The sequence below is a fragment of the Janthinobacterium rivuli genome (genome assembly GCF_029690045.1).
Lineage (GTDB): Bacteria > Pseudomonadota > Gammaproteobacteria > Burkholderiales > Burkholderiaceae_D > Janthinobacterium > Janthinobacterium rivuli.
The window spans coordinates 370,077-393,751 of sequence record NZ_CP121464.1 but is presented as its reverse complement, the minus strand read 5'-3'; the positions used below and the strand labels follow the sequence as shown (position 1 = coordinate 393,751).

The following is a 23,675-nucleotide window of genomic DNA, read 5'->3' as shown; positions in this document are numbered from 1 at the left end:
GCTTGCGCCGGCCTTTTTCATTTATGTGATCGCCAGCCGCGCAGCGCGATCCCCCCACCACGCCGCCTCCTCAAACACGGAAAAGCCCGACAAATCCGCATGCGCGAACAGGATGGCGCCGTCGTGCTCGCGCAGCGCTTTCAGGCCCGCATTGCTGCGAAATCCCGGCAACGGTGCCGCCATGGCGTGGCCGCGCACGGTGATGTCGACGCGTTCGACGCAATTGGCAAAATCGCGTCCATACGCCGTCTTCAAATCGACGCTGGCCAGCGCCAGCAATTCTTCAGGCGTGGCCACGTCGAGCCATTTGCGGGCTTGCTGCGGCGTGCGGTCGGACAGGGCCACGTAGGCGCTGAAAACGGTTTTTTCGGGCGGACGCACGCGGATGTCCTGGTGCGTGGAGACGACATAGCCGAGGCCCGGCTCCTGGTACACGACGTTGTCCCAGCACAGGGGCGCATGCGGCAGTTCGTCGGGAAAGCGTTTCAGTAAAAAATTCGCCACCATCCATGGCGCATACGCGGGCGTATCGCGCTTCGCGTCAAAGCCATAGCCGGCGATATTCTTCACTACGCGCGCCGCCACATACAGCGGCATGGCGCAGATGGCCTTGCGCGCCTTGACCAGGTAGGTGCGCGGCTGGCCGTCGACCAGTTCCAGGCACAGCGCTTCGACGCCCTGGTCCGTCGTCTGCACGGAAACCACCGTGCCCGCATGACGTTTGACGCCCGATGCCTGCTCCATGGCCGTGGCGACCGGCTGCATGCCGCCCGGCCAGGTCAGCCAGGCGCCATTGCCCGCATTCGCCGCCTGCCCCCAGCGGCTGCAATAGTAATGCAGGCCGGCCCAGGCCGACACCTGGTCGTAGCGCGTGCCGTAGTCGTCGCGGCAGCAGTAGTTCAGATACCAGTGCAGGGTGGGCGAGGTATAGCCTTCGCGCTCCATCCACTGCTTCAAGGTGATGGTGTCGAGCGCCTGCCAGGCCGGGTCTTGCGACGATTCCACTGTGGGAAAGACAAACACGCGCTTGCCGTCATTGCCATGCGTCTGGCGCAGGCGGCGCACCTCGGCAAAGAAGCGCTCGTGCTGCGCCAGTTCCGCAGGCGGTACGCCTTCGGTGGGAATGAAGCCCTCCTGCCAGTGGCCGTTGAACAGCAGGCGTTCCTCGGGCGCGTGCAGGATGTAGCGCTCGTCGTAGTACGGCTTTTCCGCCTGTGGATCGCGCTGGATAATGCCCAGGTCGAACAGGATTTCGCGCACATGGGTCGATTCAGGCGAAGGCAGCGGCAAATAATGGCCGCCCGTAGGATAGGCCAGGTCGCCGAAGTGGCCGCCCGCCGCGTTGCCATATGGCTGCGGCCCATCGATCATGAGGAAATCCTTGTGCCCCAGCTTGTTCAAGCGCCAGGCCGCCGTCAGGCCGGCGATGCCGGAGCCGAGGATGGCCACGTCTGTGGTGATGGTGGCCGAGGGCGCCGGCAGCGCCGTGCGCTCGCGCAGCAGCTTGCGCAGATAGTGCCCCTCTTCCCGGCCCGGATACAGCACCTTCGGCGTGATTTCCTGCCAGCGCAGGTAGGCGGCGATGCTGCCGATGCCAGCGGCGGCGGCCGCCGTGCCGCCGGCGGCCCACAGCATGAAGGAACGGCGCTGCATCAGCGGATCACCCGGTTCCAGTCCTGCTCAAATTCATGCACGAGCGACTGGGTATTCAGGCGATTTGGCGCCATCGGCAGCGGCTGCATATCGGGCGGGAAGATGAACATCTCGCGCGTGGTGTCCGCATTCAGGTAGCGCATCGGCAGGCGGTAGGTCGTCGGCGGTGTGTAGTCGAGCTGGGGCGAAGCGAGGATAAAACCCCATTCGCCGAACGAGGGCACGTAGGCGTGATAGGGCCAGGTGCGCATGCCCACTTCACGCAAGGTCGAATTGATGGTCCAGTAGGCGTGCGGGGCAAAAAACGGCGACGTCGATTGCACCACCATCAGGCCCTTGGCTGCCAGGTGCTTTTTCACCAGGTCGTAGAACGGCACCGAATACAGTTTGCCGAGCGCGAAGCTGGACGGGTCGGGGAAATCGACGATGGCCGCGTCGAACATGTCGCCGTTATTGCGCAGCCAGACGGCGGCATCGGCATTGACGACGGTGACGCGCTTGTCCGAGAACGAATTGTTATTTAACTTTGCCAGCTCCGGGCGCGTAGTAAACGCGGCCGTCATGGCCGGATCGAGGTCGACCACGGTGACGTGTTCGATCTGTGGATAACGCAGGATTTCGCGCAGGGCCAGGCCATCGCCGCCGCCCAGCACCAGCACGCGGCGCGCCCACGGCAAGGCCTCGAGCACGGGGTGCACCAGCGCCTCGTGGTAGCGGTACTCGTCGCGCGAGGAAAACTGCAGGTTGCCGTTGATGTACAGCCGCGTATCGTCCTTCCAGCGCGTGATCACCAGGCGCTGATAGGGCGTGGTGGTGGAATACACGATCTGGTCGCCGAACAGGCCATGTTCTCCCCAGGCCACCATGCGGTCCGACATGGCAAAGCCGGCGATCAGCAGCAGCATCACGGCGCAGGCGCGCAGCAGACGCCCGCTGAGATTTTTCAGCTCGGCGCGGAACACATAAATGCTCCACAGGCCCACGCCCACGTTGAGCATGCCGAACAAAAAGCCCGTGCGCACCAGGCCCAGATACGGCGACAGCACCAGCGGGAACAGCAGGGAGACGGCCAGCGCGCCCAGGTAATCGAAGGTCAGCACGCGGCTGACCAGCTCGGAAAATTCCGTCTGGCGCGTGTTCAGGGCGCGCATCACGAGCGGCACTTCCATGCCGACCAGTGCGCCGATCAGGAACACCATCACATACAATAAGGTGCGAAATGGCGCGGCCATCCACGAAAAGGTCATGAACAGGATGGCGGCCGACAGGCCGCCGATCAAGCCCACGGCCAGTTCGATGTCGACGAAGCGCGACAGCACGTCGTCATCCTTGACATACTTTGAAAAGTGAGCACCCACACCCATGGCGAACAGGTAGCAGCCAATAATGGTGGAAAACTGCAGAATGGAGTCGCCGAGCAGGTAGCTGGACATGGCGCCGGCGATCAGCTCATAGGCGAGGCCGCAGGAAGCGACCACGAAGACGGACAAAATCAGAATCTTTTTGTTCATTGGACTTTTTTTGTTCTAATATGCGTTGACGTTATCAAATGCTCATTGCGAGGAATGCCGTGCCCGACATCCTAAACTATCTGATCCACCTTTTACTGGCCGCCGCGCTGCTGATTGTATTTTTTATCATCTACACGCGCGTCACACCGTATAACGAAGTACTGCTGATCCGCCAGGGCAACCAGGCGGCGGCCCTGTCGCTGGGCGGCGCGCTGCTGGGCTTTTCCGCCACCATCGCCTCGTCCCTGATGCACACGGCCGGCTACCAGCAATTCTTCGCCTGGGCCTTCGGCGCCATGGTGGTGCAATTGCTCGCCTATGTGGTCACCACGCGCCTGCTGCGCATGTCGAAGGACCAGATCGAATCGAACAACAGCGCTTTCGGCGGCTTGCTGGCCGCCATTTCCCTGTCGATCGGCGCCATCAACGCCGCCTGCATTTCCTGACGTTTTACCTCATTCAAGGACACCATCATGAGCCTCGGCAGCTTTATCAAGAAGCAGTTTATCGACGTACTGCAATGGAACGAAGAGACGGAAGGCGTACTGGCCTGGCGCTTCCCCATGCAGGATTTCGAGATCCAGAACGGCGCCATCCTGAATGTGCGCGAATCGCAGGTCGCCGTCTTCGTCAATGAAGGCAAGATCGCCGACGTCTTTGGCCCCGGCACGCACAAACTGACGACGCAGACTTTACCGCTGCTGACCAACCTGAAAAACTGGGACAAGCTGTTCGATTCGCCGTTCAAGTCGGACGTGTATTACTTCAGCACGCGCGTGCAGACGGGCCGCAAGTGGGGCACGCCGCAGCCGATCACCATCCGCGACAAGGATTTCGACATGATCCGCGTGCGCGCCTTCGGCATGTACTCGTACCGCATCGCCGACGCCCGCACCTTCTTCACCGAGATCAGCGGCACGCGCGAAGTCTATACGCGCGACGAGGTGGAAGATCAATTACGCGGTATTTTGATGTCGAGCATGGCCAGCTCGCTGGGCGGCGCGAATGTCCCCTTCCTCGACATGGCGGCCAACCAGGCGCTGATGGCGCAGGAAGTCAAGGATGGCCTGGCGCAGGCATTCGCCCGCTACGGCGTGGGCCTCGACGAATTCAACGTGGCCAGCATCAGCCTGCCCGAGGAATTGCAGGCGGCGCTCGACGAGCGCATCTCGGCCGGCATGAAGGGCGGCCTGGGCGCCGACAAGATGAGCGGCTTTACGAAATTCCAGGTGGCCAATGCGATCCCGCTGGCGGCACAAAACGAAGGCGGCATGGCCGGTATCGGTGCGGGACTGGGCGCCGGGCTGTCGATCGGCCAGGTGATGGCGCAAAGCATGGGCGGCGCGCTGCAGCAGCCGGCTCCGGCCGCACCTGCGGCGCCACCGGCTCCTGCGGAAGTGCCGATCGAAGCGCGCCTGGAAAAACTCAAGGGCTTGCTCGACAAGGGTCTCATCTCGCCGGCCGACTACGACGGCGCCAAGGCTGAACTGCTGAAAAAACTGATCGGCTAAATATTAGCGAAATACGACTGCATGCAAACTGTTTCCTGTCCCAGCTGCGGCGCGGAAGTTCACTTCCGCTCACATGCTTCCGTGCTCGCCGTGTGCGAGTACTGCCACAGCACCATCCTCAAGGACGCCGATTCCGTCAGGGACGTGGGCAAGATGTCGGCCGTCCTGGAAGACTATACGCCGATCCAGATCGGCACGGCCGGCGTGCACGATGGCGTGCACTTCACCGTCGTCGGCCGCATCCAGCAGCGCTACAGCGCCGGCACGTGGAACGAGTGGTATCTGCTGTTCGACGATACAAGCACGGCGTGGCTGGGCGACTCATCCGGCCTGTACACCTTGACGCGCGAGCGCAGCACGCAAGGTAGCTTACCCGTCTTTGGCGAGCTGGCGCCGGGCAAGCGCTACACGATCTGCGGCGAGCCATACACGGCGGCCGAGATCCGCAACGCGGAATGCATCGCCGGCCAGGGCGAACTGCCGTTCAAGGTGGGCGCCGGCTGGCGCATCCAGGTGGCGGACTTCCGCAACTACGCCAGCTTTGTCACGCTTGACTACACGGATGGTCCGCAACCGGTCGTCTACCAGGGCGTCGCCGTCACCCTGGATAGTTTGCAGTGCCAGCTGCTGCGCGACGACGATGCCATCGCCAAAAGCGCCGGCAAATACCGCGGCAAGCTCGATGCGCTCGACTGCCCGTCCTGCGGCAGCGGCATCAAGTACGTACCTGGCGCGGCGGCGCAACTCGTGTGCCCCGCCTGCCATGCGCAGCTCGACGCCAGCGGCCAGGAAGCGCAAGTGCTGGCCATCGGCAAGCAGGTGCACGACAACGCCGACATCACGCTGGAACTGGGCGCCAGCGCAAAGATCAGCAATGTCGATTTCACGGTGATCGGCATGATGCGCCGCGCCGACGACGAAGGCAGCGAGTGGAACGAATACCTGCTGTACAACGCGCGCGCCGGCTTCTTCTGGCTGGTGGAGACGGACGATGGCTGGTCGCGCTCGAACGTGCTGCCGAACTGGCCCAACTGGGCATCGCTGGACGCCGCTACCTGCACGCTCGATGGCGCCACCTACCGCAAACTGTATGACTACGGCTCGCAGGTCGTGTATGCGGCGGGCGCCTTCAACTGGAAAGTGGCCGTCGGCGACAGCACGCATGTGCATGAATTCGAGCAGGGGCAGACCAAACTGGCGGCGGAGCTCACCGGTGAGGAAATGACCTGGTCGCGCTCCGTGCCCGTCGCCTATGACCAGATGGCCGCCTGGTTCGGCGCCGCCTTCCATGGCGCCAGCAAAACGACGAATATCCAGCTGAGCCACCGCGGCATCGCCAAGGTCTTCATCGTCATCGTGCTGGTCCTGAATGCGATCCCGATGTTTGTCTCGTTCTCCAGCACCCTGATGTGGAGTTTGCTGGGCTGCCTGGCGCTGTTCCTGCCCGCCGCTTTTCTCGACAAGAATGCAAAGAATCCCCCATGAGTAAATACGTGATCTATGCCCTGATGGTGACCTTCAGTGTCACGGCCGCCAACTGGGTGCGCATGTTCAAGGTGGCCGGCAGCAGCAGCGGCAGCAGCTGGAGTTCGCGTACGGGCAGCGGCGGCGGCAGCTATGGCGGCGGTTCCAGCGGCGGCAGCCACAAGTAAGCATGACAGCCACACCGCATCTGCCCCTGGGCACCCACTTGCTGGCCGATTTGTCGGGTATCGCGCCGGAACGCCTGCGCGACGGCGCCGCGCTCGAGCGCCTGCTGCGCGATGCGGCCGTCGCGGCTGGCGCGCAAGTACTGCACAGCCATTTCCACAGCTTTGGCGCCGGCCAGGGCGTCACCGGCGTGGTGCTGCTGGCCGAATCGCATATCTCCATCCACACGTGGCCGGAATGCGGCTTTGCCGCCGTCGATATCTTCATGTGCGGCGCGGCGCGGCCGCAACTGGCGCTCGATGCCATCAAGGATGCGCTGCAGGCCGCGCACTGCCAGCTGCAGTCCGTGCGGCGCGCGCCACCCGGGCAAGCATAAGCCCGCTGGTGGAACGCGGGGGGATCGCTTACACTGTCGGCTCATATCCCAACCGTGACTTCCATGCGCCGTTCCGCCCTGCTTGCCCTGCCCCTGCTGCTGCTGGTTTCCGCCTGCAACGACTACACGGCGCCCAGCCTGTACCAGGCCACGACGCCCGAGTGCAAGACGTGGACGGAGGGTTCACGCTTCGAGCTGCCGCGCGGTATCAGCGTGTATGCCACGCCACCCGTCACCCTGAAGGAAGGCGGCACGGAGCTGGCGCTGATTTTTACGCTTCCCATCGGCACGCAAGCCAGTTTCACGCGCCTGTCCTTCCTGCTGGAAGAGCCGAAAAAGCCCCCCTTCGCCGAAGCGAAAGTGCTGACCATCTACCAGCGCGCCATGAACCGCAAGGCGGAAATCGTCGACGTCATCGAGACCTTGCCCATCATGTTTTCCGCCGTCGGTTCAAGCGCCGAAACCCAGTGGCGCCTGCGCCTGCAACTGCCGCGCCAGCTGCCGCGGCGCTTTGACCTGTCGATGCCCGACATGCTCATCGCCGGCAAGCGCTATCCGGTGCGCACGTTTACGTACCGTTACTTCCCCGAGCGCCAGGCTTACGGCATGTGCAGCTGAGCCACACCTTCCGTTGACGCCGGCGCACGCCGCTGGCACACTGGGGTTTTCCATCACACTTGAGGAGTAGACAACATGCGCCATTCGGATACTGCCGTGCTGTCGGCTGCCTGATCACTGTTTTCCCCTGCTAAGCCTTTTTAGCTCGACATTCCCCATACGCGTGATCGCGTAGCCGACGTTCCCCTTCTTTCGTGCCAGTCATGGCGACTGGCGGTGCCTGCACGCGCAGGCTTCATGTCCGCACGCGGACGACAGAATCTGGAATCACGCTACCATGATCGCATTCGATTTTGCGCAACTACGCCTTATCGGGCTGCAGCAGGCCATCGCCAGCGCAGCCACCCAACTCGAACTCTCTTCCCCAACCGCCCAACTGCTGCGCGTTTGCGCCGTGCACCGCGACAGCATCGGCGTGCACGACGGCATCCTGGAACAGCCGGCGCAAATCCTGCCGCGCCTGCTGCATCAGCTGCAGGTGCAAGACCATATTCTTACTGTCGGCGACTGGGTCGCCGCCGAACCCGACGCGCACGCTACGCTGTGGATAACGGCGCACTTATCCCCAGTCACGCAAATCGCCCGGCGCGGCAATGACGGCCGGCGCCAACTGCTCGCCAGCAATGTCGATACGGCCCTGCTGGTGATGGGACTGGACGAAGATTTTAATCCGCGCCGCCTGGAGCGCTATCTGTCCATCGTGCTGGCGGCCCAGGTCAGCCCCGTGGTGGTGCTGAGCAAGGCCGACGTGGCCGACGACGTGCCGGGCAAGCTGGCGCAGCTCAGACAGCGCCTGCCGCCACACGTGCCCCTGTTTGCCATCGATACGCGCCATGCATATGACGTGGCCATCCTGGCACCGTGGCTGGGTGCGGGCCAGACCCTGGTGCTGCTCGGTTCATCGGGCGCCGGCAAGTCCAGCCTGACCAATACTTTATGCGCGACGGAGCAGGCAACCAACGGCGTGCGCCATGGCGACGGGCGCGGCCGGCATACGACGACGGCCCGCTCGCTGCACCTGTGCGCCAGCGGCGCCTGCATCATCGACACGCCGGGCTTGCGCAGCTGGCGCGCCGATGCCGATGCGGATACGCTGGCGGCCACGTTCGACGACATCGCGGCGCTGGCGGCGACGTGCCAGTTCCGCGATTGCCGGCATGCCAGCGAGCCCGGTTGCGCCGTACGCGGCGCCGTCGATGCGGACCGCCTGCGCAATTATCACAAGCTGCTGCGTGACGCGCGCCGTATCGAGGAGACGCCGCTCGAGCGCATCGCCGCGCGCGCCAGGTGGAAGACGGTATTGAAGGCGGGACTGGAAAGGGGCAAGGACAAGCGCCGCTGATTTCTGCATAAAAAAAGGCAGCCCGAAGGCTGCCTTTCTTGTGCGGCGCAGATGAATTACATCTTGCGCAGCTTCTGGATCGCTGCCAGTTGCGCAATCGCGCTGGCCAGCTCGGCTTGCGCTTGCGCGTAGTCGATGCCCGAATCCTTGTTGTGGATATTTTCTTCCGCCAACTTCTTCGCTTCCAGCGCTTTCGCTTCGTCGAGGTCGTGACCGCGGATCGCGGTATCGGCCAGGACGGTCACGGTATCCGGTTGCACTTCCAGCAGGCCGCCGGCAACGAAGACGAACTCTTCTTCAGCCTGGCCGACTACCTTGATGCGGACCGCGCCCGGACGGATGCGGGTAATCAAAGGCGTGTGGCGTGGGTAGATACCCAGCTCGCCTTGTTCACCCGGCAACGCGACGAATTCTGCTTCACCTGAAAAAATCAGTTCTTCAGCGGAAACCACGTCAACGTGAATTGTGTGTGCCATGTGTGTCCTATCGGGTTGAAGAACCCCGCCTTGTAAGGGGCGGGGTTAGGCCCAGACTTAACTTAGTTAAGTTTCTTGGCTTTTTCGATTGCTTCTTCGATCGTGCCGACCATGTAGAACGCTTGTTCCGGCAGGTGATCGAGTTCGCCCGAAGCGATCATTTTGAAGCCCTTGATCGTGTCTTTGAGCGAAACGTATTTACCAGGCGCGCCGGTAAAGACTTCAGCGACGTGGAAAGGCTGCGACAGGAAACGCTGCATCTTACGTGCGCGGGCGACCAGCAGTTTGTCTTCCGGTGCCAGCTCGTCCATACCCAGAATCGCGATAATGTCGCGCAATTCCTTGTAGCGTTGCAGGGTCGTTTGCACGGCACGCGCGGTGTCATAGTGCTCTTGACCAACGATCAACGGATCGAGCTGACGCGAGGTCGAATCGAGTGGGTCCACGGCTGGGTAGATACCCAGGGAAGCGATGTCACGCGACAGCGCAACGGTCGAATCCAAGTGAGCAAACGTGGTAGCAGGCGACGGATCGGTGTAATCATCGGCTGGAACGTAGACGGCCTGGATCGAGGTGATCGAACCGGTCTTGGTCGACGTGATACGCTCTTGCAGACGGCCCATTTCTTCAGCCAGGGTCGGTTGGTAACCCACAGCCGACGGCATACGGCCCAGCAGTGCCGACACTTCGGTACCAGCCAGCGTAAAGCGGTAGATGTTGTCGACGAAGAACAGAACGTCTTTGCCTTCATCACGGAACGATTCAGCGATCGTCAGGCCGGTCAGCGCGACGCGCAGACGGTTACCTGGCGGTTCATTCATCTGACCGTAGACCATCGCCACTTTGGAGTTCTCTGGATTTTCCAGATCGACCACTTTCGCGTCAGCCATCTCGTGGTAGAAGTCGTTACCTTCACGCGTACGCTCACCAACACCGGCGAACACGGACACGCCGCTGTGCGCTTTGGCGATGTTGTTAATCAGTTCCATCATGTTGACGGTCTTGCCTACGCCAGCGCCGCCGAACAGACCAACTTTACCGCCTTTTGCAAACGGGCACACCAGATCGATCACCTTGATGCCGGTTTCCAGCAGTTCTTGCGAAGGCGACAGTTCGTCGTATGCAGGAGCGGTGCGGTGGATCGACGCGATCTGCTCGTGCGACACTGGGCCGCATTCGTCGATCGGGTTGCCCAGCACGTCCATGATGCGACCCAGGGTTGCTTTACCGACTGGCACCATGATAGGTTTGCCGGTGTTCTGGATCATCATGCCGCGACGCAGGCCATCGGACGAGCCGAGTGCAATGGTACGGACAATGCCGTCGCCCAACTGCTGTTGTACTTCCAGGGTCAGTTCCGAGCCTGCCATCTTCAAGGCATCAAATACCTTAGGCATCGCGTTGCGGGGAAACTCAACGTCCACCACAGCGCCGATACACTGAACGATTTTGCCATCAGCCATGTTCGTTCCTTCAATATAGTTAAATTCGTTTAAACCGCAGCCGCACCGGCGACGATTTCGGAGAGTTCTTTGGTAATCGCAGCTTGGCGGGTCTTGTTGTAGATCAGCTTCAATTCGCCGATCACACTACCCGCGTTGTCGCTTGCAGCTTTCATCGCGACCATCCGTGCCGATTGCTCGGACGCCAGATTCTCCGCGACTGCCTGGTACACCAGCGCTTCTACATAGCGCTCCAGCAATTCGTCGATGATGCTTTGTGCATCCGGCTCGTAGATGTAATCCCACGAGTGTGCGCTCTTGTCGGCGACCATTTTGTCAGCCGTCAAAGGCAGCAGCTGTTCGACCACTGGTTCCTGCTTCATCGTGTTGATGAATTTGGTGTAGCACAGGTACACTGCGTCGAGCTTGCCAGCCTGGAACTCTTCGAGCATGACCTTGACGGGTCCGATCAATTTTTCCAGATGGGGCGTATCACCAGTTTGAATGGCAGAGGCGACGATCTTGACGCCGATGCGATTCAAAAAACCCAAACCCTTGTTACCGATGGCAACTGCTTCAATCCGGTTGCCAGCTGCTTCCAGCTCGCGCGACTTCGACGTCACCTGGCGCAGGATGTTGGTATTCATGCCGCCGCACAGACCCTTGTCGGTCGTCACAACGATGAAACCTACTGCCTTCGCTTGCGTACCCTGGGCAGCTGCCAGGAACGGGTGCGTGTATTCCGGATTGGCATTCGCCAGATTGGCGGCGATATTCCGAATCTTGTCACTGTAGGGACGAGCGGCCCGCATCCGGTCTTGCGCCTTGCGCATTTTGGACGCGGCGACCATTTCCATCGCCTTGGTGATCTTCTTCGTATTCTCTACGCTCTTGATCTTGCCTCGTATCTCTTTGCTTGATGCCATGAGTCCTTACTCCTTCTGCGCGTAGGGCGGCGCCTCACTCAAGGTGGGCGCCGCCTGGCCGCTTAATATGCGCCGGATTTCTTGAAATCAGCAATGGCCGCCGACAGAGTTGCTTCGCTGTCTTTGTCGAGTTGCTTGGTTTCTTCGATCTTGGCCAGCAGAGCAGCTTGCTTGGTCTTCATGTAAGCGTGGACACCAGCTTCGAACGACAGCACTTGCTTGACTGGCACGTCGTCCATGAAGCCTTTGTTCACCGAGAACAGCGATACAGCCATCAGCGAGATCGACAGTGGCGAGTATTGGGCTTGCTTGAGCAATTCCGTGACGCGGGCACCACGGTCCAGCTGCTTGCGGGTCGATTCATCGAGGTCCGAAGCGAACTGCGCAAACGCGGCCAGTTCACGGTACTGCGCCAAGTCGGTACGGATACCGCCGGACAGGTTTTTGATGACCTTGGTCTGGGCGGCGCCACCGACGCGCGATACGGAAATACCGGCGTTAATCGCAGGACGGATACCGGCGTTGAACAGCGAGGTTTCCAGGAAGATCTGACCGTCGGTAATCGAAATCACGTTGGTTGGAACGAATGCGGACACGTCGCCAGCTTGCGTTTCAATGATCGGCAGTGCCGTCAGGGAACCGGTCTTGCCTTTGACGGCGCCGTCGGTGAACTTCTCGACGTAGTCGGCGTTCACGCGTGCTGCGCGTTCCAGCAGGCGGCTGTGCAGGTAGAACACGTCGCCTGGGTACGCTTCGCGACCTGGTGGACGGCGCAGCAGCAGCGAGATTTGACGGTATGCAACAGCTTGTTTGGACAGATCATCGTAGACGATCAGTGCATCTTCACCGCGGTCACGGAAGTATTCGCCCATGGCGCAACCGGAGTACGGCGAGATGTATTGCATGGCGGCCGATTCCGAAGCGGAAGCGGCGACAACGATGGTGTATTCCATCGCGCCGTGCTGTTCCAGCGAGCGCACGATGTTCTTGATCGACGAGGCTTTTTGGCCAATCGCGACGTAGATACATTTCATGCCCTGGCCTTTTTGATTGATGATCGCATCAATCGCCACAGCCGACTTGCCGGTTTGACGGTCGCCGATGATCAGTTCGCGCTGGCCGCGGCCAACTGGAACCATCGCATCGATCGACTTCAGGCCGGTTTGCATTGGTTGCGAAACGGATTCACGGGCGATCACGCCCGGTGCGATTTTTTCAATCGCGGCCGTCAGTTTGGTCTCGATGGCGCCTTTGCCGTCGATCGGCTGGCCCAGCGCGTTGACAACGCGGCCGAGCAGCTCAGGACCGACTGGCACTTCCAGAATGCGGCCGGTGCATTTCACCGTGTCGCCTTCGGAGATGTGCTCGTAGGCACCCAGAATCACGGAACCGACGGAGTCGCGTTCCAGATTCATTGCCAGGCCAAACGTGTTGCCTGGGAATTCCAGCATCTCGCCTTGCATCACGTCCGACAAACCGTGGATGCGGCAGATACCGTCGGCGACGGAAATAACCGTGCCTTGATTACGCACTTCAGCGCCGCCGTCAAGACCTTGGATCCGGCTCTTGATCAACTCGCTGATTTCAGATGGGTTGAGTTGCATACTAACTCCTAAAAGTGTTTCTCTCAGCTTGCGCGAGGGGTAAGGGTCTGTCTAAGCTGGCCTGCCGAAGCGCGTGTCTTACGACACCAGTGCAGCGTGCAGTTGCTGCAGCTTGGCGCGCACCGAGGTATCGAGCACTTGGTCGCCAACGACCACGCGCACGCCGCCGAGCAGCGATGGATCCACTGTGACGGCAGGGTTGAGCTTACGACTGAATTTCTTTTCCAGCGTTGCGACCAGCTCGGCCGTTTGGCCTTCGCTCAGATCGAAAGCGCTCGTGATCTCGGCGTCAGCCGCACCTTCCAGGCCATTTTTCAGGGCATGGAATTGCGCGCCGATTTCCGGCAGCAGGCTGATGCGGCCATTTTCGATCAACATCGTGACGAAGTTTTTCACTTCCTCATTGAGCGGCGATTTCAACAACGACAGGATGGTGGCGGCGACGTCGCTTTCCGAAACTTTCGGATTGCGCGCGTACGCCTGTACCTCGGGGTGGCTACCGATCTGTGCCAGTTCGGACACCAGCTCGGACCACGCCGCGAGGTTGCTTGACTCCTTACCAGCTTGGGCTACGCGGAACAAAGCTTCCGCGTAGGGACGGGCGACGGTTGCGAGTTCTGCCATGATTACAGCTCGACAGCAAGACGCTGCAACATTTCGGCGTGAGCCGTAGCGTTAACTTCACGCTTCAAGATCTGCTCGGCACCCTTGACAGCCAGGTCAGCCACCTGAGCGCGCAATTGTTCGCGTGCTTTCGACAGTTGCTGTTCGGCGTCCGACTGGGCTTGCGCAATGATACGCGCAGCTTCAGCTTGTGCATTTTGCTTGATCTCTTCAGCAACCAGCTGCGCGCGCTTTTCAGCGTCCGCAACGCGTTGCGACGCTTCTTCACGTGCACTGTTCAATGCCTCTTGCGCACGCTTTTCAGCGACTGCCATCGAAGCCTGACCTTGATCGGCCGCAGCCAATCCATCCGCGATTCGTTTGGCACGCTCATCCAGCGCGTTGTTCAGCGCTGGAAATACGAACTTCATCGAGAACCAGACCAACACCGCGAAGGTGATCATCTGGCCGATGAGCGACATATTGATGTCCATACCTTTGCTCCTAACTAAAAGTTTCTCCTAGGGTTGGAGCGAATTACTGAGCAACAGCCGTCAGAGCGGACAGGAACGGGTTAGCGAACGTGTACAGCAGAGCAACACCAACGCCGATCATCGAGATAGCATCCAGCAGACCAGCGATAACGAACAGTTTGGTTTGCAGTTGTGGCATCAGTTCTGGTTGACGTGCCGAAGCTTCCAGGAATTTGCCACCCAAGATAGCGAAGCCCAGAGCGGTGCCGATTGCGGCCAGGCCGATGATGATTGCTGCTGCCAGAACGGTCATGCTTTGTACTTGTGCGATCAGAGCTTGCATAAAATTCTCCTAAATTTAAAAACGAAAGATACTAAAAAAACAAAATATAAAGTTAATGATTAATGTTTCTCAACCGCGAGGCTCAGATACACAACCGTCAACGCCATAAACACAAAAGCTTGCAAAGTTACAATCAAGATATGGAAAATTGCCCATGGACCACCCAACGCCCACTGTGCCCACCAAGGCAACAACGCGATCAAGATGAAAATCAGTTCGCCGGCATACATATTGCCGAACAGTCGCAGCGACAGGGAGATCAGTTTTGCAACCAGCTCAACCATTTGCAGCAAGAAATTGACAGGTGCCAGGGCGATCGTGCCGATCAGGCCGCTCGCATGGAACGGTGCCGTGAACAGTTCCTTGATCCAGCCGCCCAGGCCCTTGGCCTTGATCGAGAAGGCGATCACGCACAGCACGACCGACAGCGACATGGCGAAGGTGTGGTTGACGTCGGCGGTCGGCACGGCGCGCAGTTTATGCACGCCAAACCAGCTCAGGATCTTCGGCAACAGGTCAACCGGCAGGAAGTCCATCGCGTTCAGCAACCAGACCCACACAAAAATAGTGATGGCCAGCGGCGCGATGACCTTGCTTTTCGCGTGGAAGGCCCCATTAATAGTGTCATTGACGATTTCCATGACCATTTCGACGAAGTTTTGCAACTTGCCAGGGACACCAGCCGTCGCGCGGCGCGACGCCATATAGAAAACAGCCAGGAAAACAAAGCCCAGAATGGCCGAAATCCAGAACGTATCCAGATTGATCATGCCGTCGGCACTTCTCAGGTGGGCCAGATGGTGACTGATGTATTCTGTGGCGTTGGCCGGGGCAGCATGGCCCGCTTCAATAGCGTGTTCTGTGGTCATAATGAATTTAGATTTGTCGTTTCAGAGCTCAACAGGCCCCAAAACCAATGATTAAACAGCGAGCAATGAAAACCAGTATGCTAAGGTTGCCACCGCGAAACCCAAGATCAGCCATAACCAGGCGGCCGACTGAAACAACACCAGTGCCAATATAAACAGCACCGCTGTGATAAATATTTTCACCACTTCTGCGCGCAAATGCGCCCGGAATGCCTTGTTGGCGTCGCTAGAACCGCGAACCACCAACAGGGCATACACCAGGCTACCGATGACTGCGATAGCGCCGCCGTATGCGGCGGACCAGCCTCTGACATTGCCACCAAAAAACAGGGTGACCGTGGCAAAGCTGATAGCGATTGCTAGCTGCAATGCAACTACTTTGTAGACTGGCTTGGCAATACTTTGTTGTGAATCACTCAATTGCCAAGTTCCCAGAAAAATCTACACACGCAAAGACACGGGATTATAGTTGGCTTTGATCTATAGAGTCAAACGTTGCTGCACCGCAGCAGGGCAATTGCTGCGTGAAACTGACGCTTTACCGACTATTCGCCGCCTTTTGCACCACTATATGGCAAAGCCGCTTGTCTGGCCGCTTCCAGCCGTGTTATCAAGGAATCACGTGGTCCATCCGGAAAGCATGGCCGGATTGTCCACACCGCAGGTCCCCTGTCTTTGCAGCTTGCTATTTAACCACGCAAGCGGGTCAACAAACCATCGAGCACGTCAAGATCGGCAAAATCAATCACCAATTGGCCACGGCCCTTGTTGCCCATCTTGAACACCACGGGGGTGGCCAGCGCATCGGACAGCTCTTCTTCCAGGCGCGCGATGTCGCCCGATTTTTCCTTCTGACGCGGCTCGACCGGGTTGGCCGCTTCCTCGACCGTGCGCGTCACGAGCTTTTCCGTTTCGCGCACGGACAGGCGCTTGGCCACGACCTGGTTGGCCAGGGTGATCTGGCTGGCCGCATCGACGGCCAGCAGCGCGCGCGCATGGCCCATGTCGATATCGCCGGCCATCAACATGGTTTGCACGGGACTGGCCAGGTTCATCAAACGCAACAGGTTCGACACGGCGCTGCGCGAACGTCCCAGCGCAGTGGCCGCTTGCTCATGCGTAAAATTGAAGTCGGCGATCAGGCGGTGAATGCCCTGCGCTTCTTCCAGCGGATTGAGGTCTTCGCGCTGGATGTTCTCGATCAGCGCCATGGCCGCGGCGGCCAGGTCGTCCACGTCGCGCACCAGCACCGGCACTTCCGTCAGGCCGGCCAGTTGCGACGCGCGGAAACGGCGTTCGCCGGCGATGATTTCATATTTGACAAGCCCGCTCAAGGTGTCTTGCCCGATCGGGCGCACCAGGATCGGCTGCATCAGCCCTTGCGCCTTGATCGAGGCGGCCAGTTCGTTCAAAGCCCCCTCGTCCATGCGCGTGCGCGGCTGGTATTTGCCGGCTTGCATTTGCGACACGGGCAAGTTCGACGGTTGATGCGTGTCCGCACTGGCGAAGTCGCCACCGCCGCCGCCCAACAGGGCGTCGAGTCCGCGACCCAGTCCTTTTAATTTTTTCGTAGCCATGCTGTCCTAATCGTGTTTTCAGAGTAAGCGCTTACATCATAAAGTGCAGACGCTCGCCCCTTGTTTACATATGTTTGATGCGTTCGACCATCTCGGCGCCGAAGGCGATATACGCCTGGGCACCTTTCGAGCTGGGGTCGAAGGTCACGCCGGGCAGGCCGTACGATGGCGCTTCGGCCAGACGCACGTTGCGCGGGATGATGGTATTGAATACCTTGTCGCCGAAATGCTGTTCCAGCTGCGCCGACACTTGTTGCGATAATGTCATGCGCGGATCGAACATCACGCGCAGCAAGCCGATGATCTTCAGATCCGGGTTCAGGTTGGCATGCACCTTCTTGATGGTATTGACCAGATCGGACAAGCCTTCCAATGCGTAGTACTCGCACTGCATCGGAATGATCACGCCATGCGCGGCGCACAGGCCGTTCAGGGTCAGCATCGATAATGCCGGTGGGCAATCTACCAGGATGAAGTCATATTCACTATCCACTTCGGCCAGCGCATCCTTCAGGCGGCGTTCGCGGTTGTCGAGCTCGACCATCTCCACTTCGGCGCCGGCCAGTTCGCGGTTCGACGGCAAGACGTCGAAGCGTCCCGCTTCCGAACGCTGGCGTGCCGTTTTGACATCGGACTCGCCCAGCATGACTTCATAGGTCGACGCCTTCAGGCCGGCCTTGTTGATGCCGGCGCCCATGGTCGCATTGCCCTGCGGGTCGAGGTCGACCAGCAGCACGCGCTGGTTCAATTTGGCCAGACCGGCGGAGAGGTTGACGCTTGTTGTGGTTTTACCAACACCACCCTTTTGATTTGCTACACAAAAAATTTTGGCCATGTATCTTCTAGTTGTAAAGAGATGCAAACTTCATCATGCGCCCCGGCATCTGGCCGAAACGATTTATACTGTTTATTTCATTTATACGATATAAATCGTTTATATGATTTATATAATTTATACCGTATAAATTGTTTATATCATTTATTTTCCGGCTTTTAAATTCTTGCTATAAATACCAGATGACGCTCTGCATTTAGCCCTGGCACCTGAATCGCTCGTAATTGCGTCACTTGCCAGTCCGCCGGCAGTCGCTCTCTCTCGTCTGGCGGTGCCACCCCTTTCAAGGCGATGAATTGCCCACCCTCGGCCAGCACGTGATTCGACCAGTTGACGAAGTCGGATAGGTCGGCAAAGGCGCGCGAGGTGATCACGTCGAATTTCTGCTGCACTTCCAGCTGTTCCACCCGTTTCGTGTACACGGTGACGTTGCTCAAGCCCAGTTCCGCCTTCACTTGCGTCAAAAATGCCGTCTTTTTATGCACCGTGTCGATCATCGACACTTTAATATCAGGCCGCGCGATGGCCAGAACCATGCCCGGCAAGCCGCCGCCGGCGCCCACGTCGAGTACATTCTTGGCGTCCGCGAACGCCGGCACGGCGGCCAGCGAATCGAGCACGTGCAGGGTCAGCATCTGCAGGGGGTCGCGCACCGACGTCAGGTTGTACACGCTGTTCCATTTGGCCAGCAAGGCCAGGTAATCGAGCAGTTTTTCCGTCTGATCCGCGCTCAGGTCGAGCCTCAGCGCGGCGATGCCTTCATTCAAAATAGGGGCCAATGCGGCCCGGTCAAACTGCTTCATTCAACAACCTCGTCCTTTAAAGTGGTGGTCTGTATTTCGGCCTGACCTGCACCAAAGCCGCGCTTTTTCAGGTGCACCAGCAGCAGCGAAATGGCCGCCGGCGTCACGCCGGAAATGCGCGAGGCCTGGCCCAGGGTTTCCGGGCGCTGCTTGTCGAGTTTTTGCCGCACTTCGACCGACAGCGCGCCGATATCGAGGTAATTGAAACCTTCCGGCAAAGCCAGGTTTTCATAGTGTTCGTGGCGCTCGATTTCCTTGCTCTGGCGCTCGATGTAACCCGCATATTTGAGCTGGATTTCCACCTGTTCGCGCACGGCGGGGTCCTCCACACCGGGGCCGGCCAGGGCCTGGCCTTCCATGCCCGTCATGCTCATCAGGGTGTCGTAGGCGACGTTCGGACGGCGCAGCAAGTCCGCCAGCGAATACTCGCGCTCGATGGCTTGGCCAACGATGCGTTCCGATTCCGCAGCCGCCAGGATGCGCGGGTTGACCCACGTGGAACGCAGGCGCTCGAGTTCGCGCGCCACCGCTTCGCGCTTGGTCTCGAACGCTTGCCACTGGGCGTCGCCGACGCAGCCCAAAGCGCGGCCGATTTCCGTCAAACGCATGTCGGCATTGTCTTCGCGCAGGCTCAGGCGGTACTCGGCGCGGCTGGTGAACATGCGGTACGGCTCCTGCACGCCCTGGGTGATCAAATCGTCGACCAGCACGCCCAGATAAGCCTCGGAGCGGCCCGGTACCCAGGCTTCCTTGTCCTGCGTCAGCAAGGCCGCATTCAGGCCCGCCAGCATGCCTTGCGCGGCCGCTTCCTCGTAGCCGGTGGTGCCGTTGATCTGGCCGGCAAAGAACAGGCCGGCGACGGCCTTCGTTTCCAGCGACGCCTTCAAGCCGCGCGGGTCGAAATAATCGTATTCGATGGCGTAGCCGGGGCGCAGGATGTGGGCGTTTTCCATGCCCTTCATCGATTGCACCAGGGCGATCTGCACGTCGAACGGCAGGCTGGTGGAGATGCCGTTCGGATAGAACTCGTGCGTCGTCAAGCCTTCCGGCTCGAGGAAGATCTGGTGCGATTCCTTGCCCGAGAAACGGTGGATCTTGTCTTCGATCGAGGGGCAATAGCGGGGGCCGACGCCCTCGATCACGCCCGTGTACATGGGGCTGCGATCGAGGCCGGCACGGATGATGTCATGCGTCTGGCTATTCGTGTGCGTGACCCAGCACGGCACCTGACGCGGGTGCATGGACGTGTTGCCCATCACGGAAAACACGGGCACGGGATCGAGGTCGCCCGGCTGTTCTTGCATCACGGAAAAGTCGATCGTGCGGCCATCGATGCGCGGCGGCGTGCCCGTTTTCAAGCGACCCTGCGGCAGCTTCAGCTCTTTCAAACGGGCCGACAGCGAAATGGAGGGTGGGTCGCCGGCGCGGCCAGCCGAGTAATTGTTCAAGCCCACGTGGATCTTGCCGTCGAGGAAAGTACCGGCCGTCAGCACGACGGCGCGCGCGAGAAACTTCAAACCGATCTGCGTCACGGCGCCAACGACCCGGTCGCCTTCGACGATCAGGTCATCAACGGCTTGCTGGAACAACCACAGGTTAGGCTGGTTTTCCAGGCGCGTACGGATGGCGGCCTTGTACAAAAGACGGTCGGCCTGGGCGCGCGTGGCGCGAACTGCCGGGCCTTTCGAAGAGTTCAGGATGCGGAACTGGATGCCGGACTCGTCGGTGGCAATCGCCATCGCGCCGCCCATGGCATCGACTTCCTTGACCAGGTGGCCCTTGCCGATGCCGCCGATGGAGGGGTTGCACGACATCTGGCCCAGTGTCTCAATATTATGCGTGAGCAATAGCGTCTTCTGCCCCATGCGGGCGGAAGCGAGGGCCGCCTCGGTACCGGCGTGACCACCACCGACAACGATGACGTCGAATTCTGTAGGAAATAACATGATAAATAGGTAACAGTGCAAGTAAAAATGCGGGAAGAGAGCTCCGATTATAGAGTCTTTTTGCAAGCGCAACCTTGCAACGGCCAATTTTTGCTTAATTTTTACTCAGCAGTGGCAAGTCAACGGTGTTTTCTGTTTCACGTGGAACACGAATCGCATCCAGGATGGAGGTGCGGCACTGGACAATGTTTGCTACAATTGCCGCATCGTCTGCATTCGTGGTCACGCCAGTGGCCAACGGGACGATCATCCAGGAGGACGGCCTCCCCCATCATGGGAACACACCGGGACGGCCCGCTCTGTATAAGGAGCCGCCATGGCCTGGATACTCTTACTGATTGCCGGCATGTTTGAAGTCGTGTGGGCATACTCGATGAAACTCTCCGAGGGTTTCACCAGACTCACTCCCTCCGTCATTACCATCGTCATGATGATCGCCAGCTTCGGCTTGCTGTCGCTGGCCATGCGCACCCTGCCCCTGGGCACGGCCTATACGATCTGGACGGGCATCGGTGCCGTCGGCGCCTTTATCGTCGGCATCGTCTTTCTGGGCGAGCAAGTCAACACCATGCGCGTGTGCGCCGCCGTCCTCATCGTGTGCGGCATCGTGCTGATGAAACTGTCGTCCAGTCACTGAGAGGAATCCCATGCTCCTCGAAAACTATTTTCCCGTCCTGCTGTTCATTCTGATCGGCATCCTCGTCGGCATCGTGCCCATGCTGCTGGGGCGCACGCTCGGTCCGCACAAACCCGATGCGCAAAAACTGTCGCCGTACGAATGCGGCTTCGAGGCATTCGGCGACGCGCGCATGAAGTTCGACATCCGTTTCTACCTGGTCGCCATCCTCTTCATCCTGTTCGATATCGAGGTGATCTTCCTGATGCCGTGGGCGGCCAATGTCAACGAACTGGGCCTCGCCGGTTTCTGGGCCGTCGTGGGCTTTCTCGCCGTGCTGACCATCGGACTAATCTATGAGTGGAAGAAAGGCGCGCTGGAGTGGGAATAACCCCCGCTTCTGGTTTCACGTGAAACAGGCGCGGGGCGGGAAAGCGGAGTAAGCTTGGCTTCTGTCCTTATCGTCAGGAGCCTGCATGTCCGCCTTCCAGTTCCGCACCGTGCCGCACCTGATCGTCGAAGCGGGCGCCGCCGCCCAGCTGGGCGTACACATCGCCCATCACTTCCCCACCGTGCGCCGCGCCCTGCTCGTCACGGACGCAGGCTTTTTGCGCACGGGCCTGGCCGACGCCTCCCTGCGCAGCTTGCAAGCCGCCGGCATCGAAGTCCACGTGTTTTCCGACGTGCAAGCCGATCCGCCCGAAGCCATCGTGCTGGCCGGCGTGGCCCAGGCGCAGATGTTTCACGTGGAACTGATTATCGGCCTCGGTGGCGGCAGCTCGCTGGATGTGGCCAAGCTGATCGCCGTGCTGGCGCCGGGCCACCAGGAACTGGCGCAACTGTATGGCATCGGCAATGTCCACGGCCAGCGCCTGCCCCTGGTGCAATTGCCGACCACGGCTGGCACGGGCTCGGAAGTGACGCACATCGCCATCGTCACCACGGGCGCCACCAGCAAGATGGGCGTGGTCGCGCCGCAACTATATGCGGACCTGGCCATCCTCGACGCCAGCCTGACCCTGGGCTTGCCGCCCGCCGTGACGGCCGCCACCGGCATCGACGCCATGGTGCATGCGATCGAAGCGTACACCAGCCGCCTGCTGAAAAACCCTTTGTCCGACATGCTGGCCACCCAGGCGCTGTCGCTGCTGTCGAGCAACCTGGTCACCGCCTGCCGCGATGGCAGCAACTTGCCGGCGCGCCAGGCCATGCTGCTCGGTGCCATGCTGGCCGGCCAGGCGTTTGCCAATGCGCCCGTGGCTGCCGTGCACGCGCTCGCCTATCCCATCGGTGGACTGTTCCACGTGCCACATGGCTTGTCGAACGCGCTGGTACTGCCGCACGTGCTCCGTTTCAATTTGTCCCACGCGGCGCCCTTGTATGCGCAACTGGCCACCATCCTGCAGCCCGGCATCGCGGGCAGCGAGGAGGCGCGCGCCGTGGCCTTGATCGATACGATGCAGGAGATCGCCCTGGCCACCGGTATCGCGCGCACCCTGCGCGACGTGGGCATCGCGGCCAGCGACCTGGACAGGCTGGCCGATGAAGCCATGCTGCAGACGCGTTTACTGGGCAACAATCCCCGTCCCGTCACGCGCAGCGACGCGCGCGCCATCTATGCGGCCGCACTGTGAGCCAGCAAACGCAGCCAGTTCCCCCACCCTGCTACACTGCCGCCATGACACCTCCCGACATCCCCATTCATCCTGACAGCACCAGCTTTCCGCACGGTGCCTGTGCCGGCTGCCATGACGGCACGCCGCTGCCGTTTGCCTTCGAGTATGCGTATCAACCCATCGTTGACCTCGCCACGCGCAGCATCTATGCGCACGAGGCGCTGGTGCGCGGCCCCAACGGCGAAAGCGCGGCCAGCGTGCTGGCGCAAGTGAACGACGCCAACCGCTACCGCTTCGACCAGGCTTGCCGCGTCAAGGCCGTGGCCGGCGCCGCCAGGCTGGGCATGCAGGGATATCTGTCGATCAACTTCCTGCCCAACGCCGTCTACCGTCCCGAAGTGTGCATCCGCAGCACCCTGGAAGCGGCCAGGCTGCATCATTTCCCTACCGATAAAATCATCTTTGAAGTGACGGAAGGCGAACGGGTACAAGACCGTCCCCATCTGGTCGAGATCTTCCGCGCCTACCGGCGTTTCGGTTTCCAGACGGCCATCGATGATTTCGGCGCCGGCTATGCGGGCTTGAACTTGCTGGCCGAATACCAGCCCGACATCATCAAGATCGACATGGACCTGGTGCGCGACATCGATACGCACGCACCGCGCCAGGCCATCGTGCGGGCCATCGCCAGCCTGTGCCGTGAGCTCGGCATCCGCGTGCTGGCCGAAGGTATCGAGACGCGCGCCGAGCGCGATTTTCTTTCCGGCTGCGGCATTTCGCTGATGCAGGGCTACTGGTTTTCCAAGCCCGTCTTCCAGGGACTGGGCGATATCCCGGACACGGCCTGGGCATAAAAACGGCCACGTGAAACGTGGCCGCAGCGTC

At 60.2% G+C, this 23,675-nt stretch carries 26 protein-coding genes; 11 read left to right on the top strand and 15 right to left on the bottom strand.

Features of this window, described 5'->3' with window-relative positions; genetic code table 11:
• Nucleotides 1-21: 21 nt before the first annotated feature.
• Nucleotides 22-1,653 carry an NAD(P)-binding protein gene (locus P9875_RS01700; protein ID WP_278317431.1) on the bottom strand — a complete coding sequence of 544 codons (1,632 nt, stop codon included), beginning with the start codon at nucleotides 1,651-1,653 and terminating at the stop codon, nucleotides 22-24.
• Nucleotides 1,653-3,164 (bottom strand): polyamine aminopropyltransferase, encoded by a 1,512-nt coding sequence (locus P9875_RS01695; protein WP_099401116.1) that lies wholly within the window; start codon nucleotides 3,162-3,164, stop codon nucleotides 1,653-1,655. The genes P9875_RS01700 and P9875_RS01695 overlap by 1 nt, the downstream gene beginning before the upstream one ends.
• Before the next feature lie 59 nt (nucleotides 3,165-3,223).
• On the opposite strand from P9875_RS01695, the gene P9875_RS01690 reads away from it, so the two are divergent.
• The 7 genes from P9875_RS01690 (at nucleotide 3,224) to rsgA (ending at nucleotide 8,661) form a co-directional block, all read left to right on the top strand.
• Nucleotides 3,224-3,610, top strand: coding sequence for a DUF350 domain-containing protein (locus P9875_RS01690; RefSeq protein WP_081922834.1), 387 nt, complete (start codon nucleotides 3,224-3,226; stop codon nucleotides 3,608-3,610).
• Between the two features lie 27 nt (nucleotides 3,611-3,637).
• Nucleotides 3,638-4,675: an SPFH domain-containing protein gene (locus P9875_RS01685; protein ID WP_035823476.1), complete on the top strand. Its 1,038-nt coding sequence runs from the start codon at nucleotides 3,638-3,640 to the stop codon at nucleotides 4,673-4,675.
• Nucleotides 4,676-4,696: 21 nt separating this feature from the next.
• Nucleotides 4,697-6,160, top strand: a complete 1,464-nt coding sequence (locus tag P9875_RS01680) for a DUF4178 domain-containing protein (protein WP_035823474.1) — start codon at nucleotides 4,697-4,699, stop codon at nucleotides 6,158-6,160.
• Nucleotides 6,157-6,327, top strand: a complete 171-nt coding sequence (locus P9875_RS01675) for a hypothetical protein (RefSeq protein ID WP_157814714.1) — start codon at nucleotides 6,157-6,159, stop codon at nucleotides 6,325-6,327. Before P9875_RS01680 ends, P9875_RS01675 begins: the two co-directional genes overlap by 4 nt.
• Nucleotides 6,328-6,329: 2 nt before the next feature.
• Nucleotides 6,330-6,701, top strand: coding sequence for an adenosylmethionine decarboxylase (gene speD / locus P9875_RS01670; protein ID WP_278317430.1), 372 nt, complete (start codon nucleotides 6,330-6,332; stop codon nucleotides 6,699-6,701).
• A gap of 63 nt (nucleotides 6,702-6,764) precedes the next feature.
• The gene (locus P9875_RS01665; protein WP_278317429.1) at nucleotides 6,765-7,319 is read left to right on the top strand and encodes a hypothetical protein; all 555 of its coding nucleotides are present in this window, start codon (nucleotides 6,765-6,767) and stop codon (nucleotides 7,317-7,319) included.
• 277 nt (nucleotides 7,320-7,596) lie between these two features.
• Nucleotides 7,597-8,661, top strand: coding sequence for a ribosome small subunit-dependent GTPase A (gene rsgA / locus P9875_RS01660; protein ID WP_278317428.1), 1,065 nt, complete (start codon nucleotides 7,597-7,599; stop codon nucleotides 8,659-8,661).
• A gap of 56 nt (nucleotides 8,662-8,717) precedes the next feature.
• Here the strand turns inward: rsgA and P9875_RS01655 are convergent, their stop codons facing one another.
• The 13 genes from P9875_RS01655 to mnmG form a co-directional block, all read right to left on the bottom strand.
• On the bottom strand, nucleotides 8,718-9,137 hold the full coding sequence (locus P9875_RS01655; RefSeq protein ID WP_034752707.1) for a F0F1 ATP synthase subunit epsilon: 420 nt from the start codon (nucleotides 9,135-9,137) through the stop codon (nucleotides 8,718-8,720).
• Nucleotides 9,138-9,199: 62 nt separating this feature from the next.
• Nucleotides 9,200-10,600: a F0F1 ATP synthase subunit beta gene (gene atpD, locus P9875_RS01650; RefSeq protein ID WP_034752705.1), complete on the bottom strand. Its 1,401-nt coding sequence runs from the start codon at nucleotides 10,598-10,600 to the stop codon at nucleotides 9,200-9,202.
• 29 nt (nucleotides 10,601-10,629) lie between these two features.
• Entirely contained in the window at nucleotides 10,630-11,505 is an 876-nt protein-coding gene (atpG, locus tag P9875_RS01645; RefSeq protein ID WP_035823466.1) for a F0F1 ATP synthase subunit gamma, read from the bottom strand.
• A gap of 62 nt (nucleotides 11,506-11,567) precedes the next feature.
• Nucleotides 11,568-13,109: a F0F1 ATP synthase subunit alpha gene (gene atpA, locus P9875_RS01640; RefSeq protein ID WP_034752701.1), complete on the bottom strand. Its 1,542-nt coding sequence runs from the start codon at nucleotides 13,107-13,109 to the stop codon at nucleotides 11,568-11,570.
• Nucleotides 13,110-13,187: 78 nt separating this feature from the next.
• Complete coding sequence (locus tag P9875_RS01635) at nucleotides 13,188-13,733, bottom strand: F0F1 ATP synthase subunit delta (RefSeq protein WP_034752699.1); 546 nt, start codon at nucleotides 13,731-13,733, stop codon at nucleotides 13,188-13,190.
• 2 nt (nucleotides 13,734-13,735) lie between these two features.
• A complete protein-coding gene (locus tag P9875_RS01630; protein WP_034752697.1) occupies nucleotides 13,736-14,206 on the bottom strand; it encodes a F0F1 ATP synthase subunit B in 471 nt (156 codons plus the stop codon).
• Between the two features lie 43 nt (nucleotides 14,207-14,249).
• A complete protein-coding gene (gene atpE, locus P9875_RS01625; protein WP_034752695.1) occupies nucleotides 14,250-14,528 on the bottom strand; it encodes a F0F1 ATP synthase subunit C in 279 nt (92 codons plus the stop codon).
• A gap of 59 nt (nucleotides 14,529-14,587) precedes the next feature.
• Nucleotides 14,588-15,397 carry a F0F1 ATP synthase subunit A gene (gene atpB / locus P9875_RS01620; protein WP_046681851.1) on the bottom strand — a complete coding sequence of 270 codons (810 nt, stop codon included), beginning with the start codon at nucleotides 15,395-15,397 and terminating at the stop codon, nucleotides 14,588-14,590.
• Between the two features lie 51 nt (nucleotides 15,398-15,448).
• Nucleotides 15,449-15,817 carry an ATP synthase subunit I gene (locus tag P9875_RS01615; RefSeq protein ID WP_035823464.1) on the bottom strand — a complete coding sequence of 123 codons (369 nt, stop codon included), beginning with the start codon at nucleotides 15,815-15,817 and terminating at the stop codon, nucleotides 15,449-15,451.
• A gap of 269 nt (nucleotides 15,818-16,086) precedes the next feature.
• On the bottom strand, nucleotides 16,087-16,974 hold the full coding sequence (locus tag P9875_RS01610; protein WP_219310054.1) for a ParB/RepB/Spo0J family partition protein: 888 nt from the start codon (nucleotides 16,972-16,974) through the stop codon (nucleotides 16,087-16,089).
• A 64-nt stretch (nucleotides 16,975-17,038) separates the two neighbouring features.
• Nucleotides 17,039-17,809: a ParA family protein gene (locus P9875_RS01605; protein WP_046681849.1), complete on the bottom strand. Its 771-nt coding sequence runs from the start codon at nucleotides 17,807-17,809 to the stop codon at nucleotides 17,039-17,041.
• 158 nt (nucleotides 17,810-17,967) lie between these two features.
• On the bottom strand, nucleotides 17,968-18,612 hold the full coding sequence (gene rsmG, locus P9875_RS01600) for a 16S rRNA (guanine(527)-N(7))-methyltransferase RsmG (RefSeq protein ID WP_278317427.1): 645 nt from the start codon (nucleotides 18,610-18,612) through the stop codon (nucleotides 17,968-17,970).
• The gene (mnmG, locus tag P9875_RS01595) at nucleotides 18,609-20,558 is read right to left on the bottom strand and encodes a tRNA uridine-5-carboxymethylaminomethyl(34) synthesis enzyme MnmG (RefSeq protein WP_035823458.1); all 1,950 of its coding nucleotides are present in this window, start codon (nucleotides 20,556-20,558) and stop codon (nucleotides 18,609-18,611) included. The genes rsmG and mnmG overlap by 4 nt, the downstream gene beginning before the upstream one ends.
• A 316-nt stretch (nucleotides 20,559-20,874) precedes the next feature.
• Here mnmG and sugE point away from each other — a divergent pair, with 316 nt between their 5' ends.
• The 4 genes from sugE (at nucleotide 20,875) to P9875_RS01575 (ending at nucleotide 23,644) form a co-directional block, all read left to right on the top strand.
• On the top strand, nucleotides 20,875-21,195 hold the full coding sequence (gene sugE / locus P9875_RS01590; protein ID WP_035823456.1) for a quaternary ammonium compound efflux SMR transporter SugE: 321 nt from the start codon (nucleotides 20,875-20,877) through the stop codon (nucleotides 21,193-21,195).
• Nucleotides 21,196-21,205: 10 nt separating this feature from the next.
• Nucleotides 21,206-21,565 carry an NADH-quinone oxidoreductase subunit A gene (locus P9875_RS01585; protein WP_035823454.1) on the top strand — a complete coding sequence of 120 codons (360 nt, stop codon included), beginning with the start codon at nucleotides 21,206-21,208 and terminating at the stop codon, nucleotides 21,563-21,565.
• An 85-nt stretch (nucleotides 21,566-21,650) separates the two neighbouring features.
• Nucleotides 21,651-22,808 (top strand): iron-containing alcohol dehydrogenase, encoded by a 1,158-nt coding sequence (locus P9875_RS01580; RefSeq protein ID WP_278317426.1) that lies wholly within the window; start codon nucleotides 21,651-21,653, stop codon nucleotides 22,806-22,808.
• A 44-nt stretch (nucleotides 22,809-22,852) separates the two neighbouring features.
• Entirely contained in the window at nucleotides 22,853-23,644 is a 792-nt protein-coding gene (locus tag P9875_RS01575) for an EAL domain-containing protein (protein WP_217916687.1), read from the top strand.
• The last annotated feature ends 31 nt before the right edge of the window (nucleotides 23,645-23,675 follow it).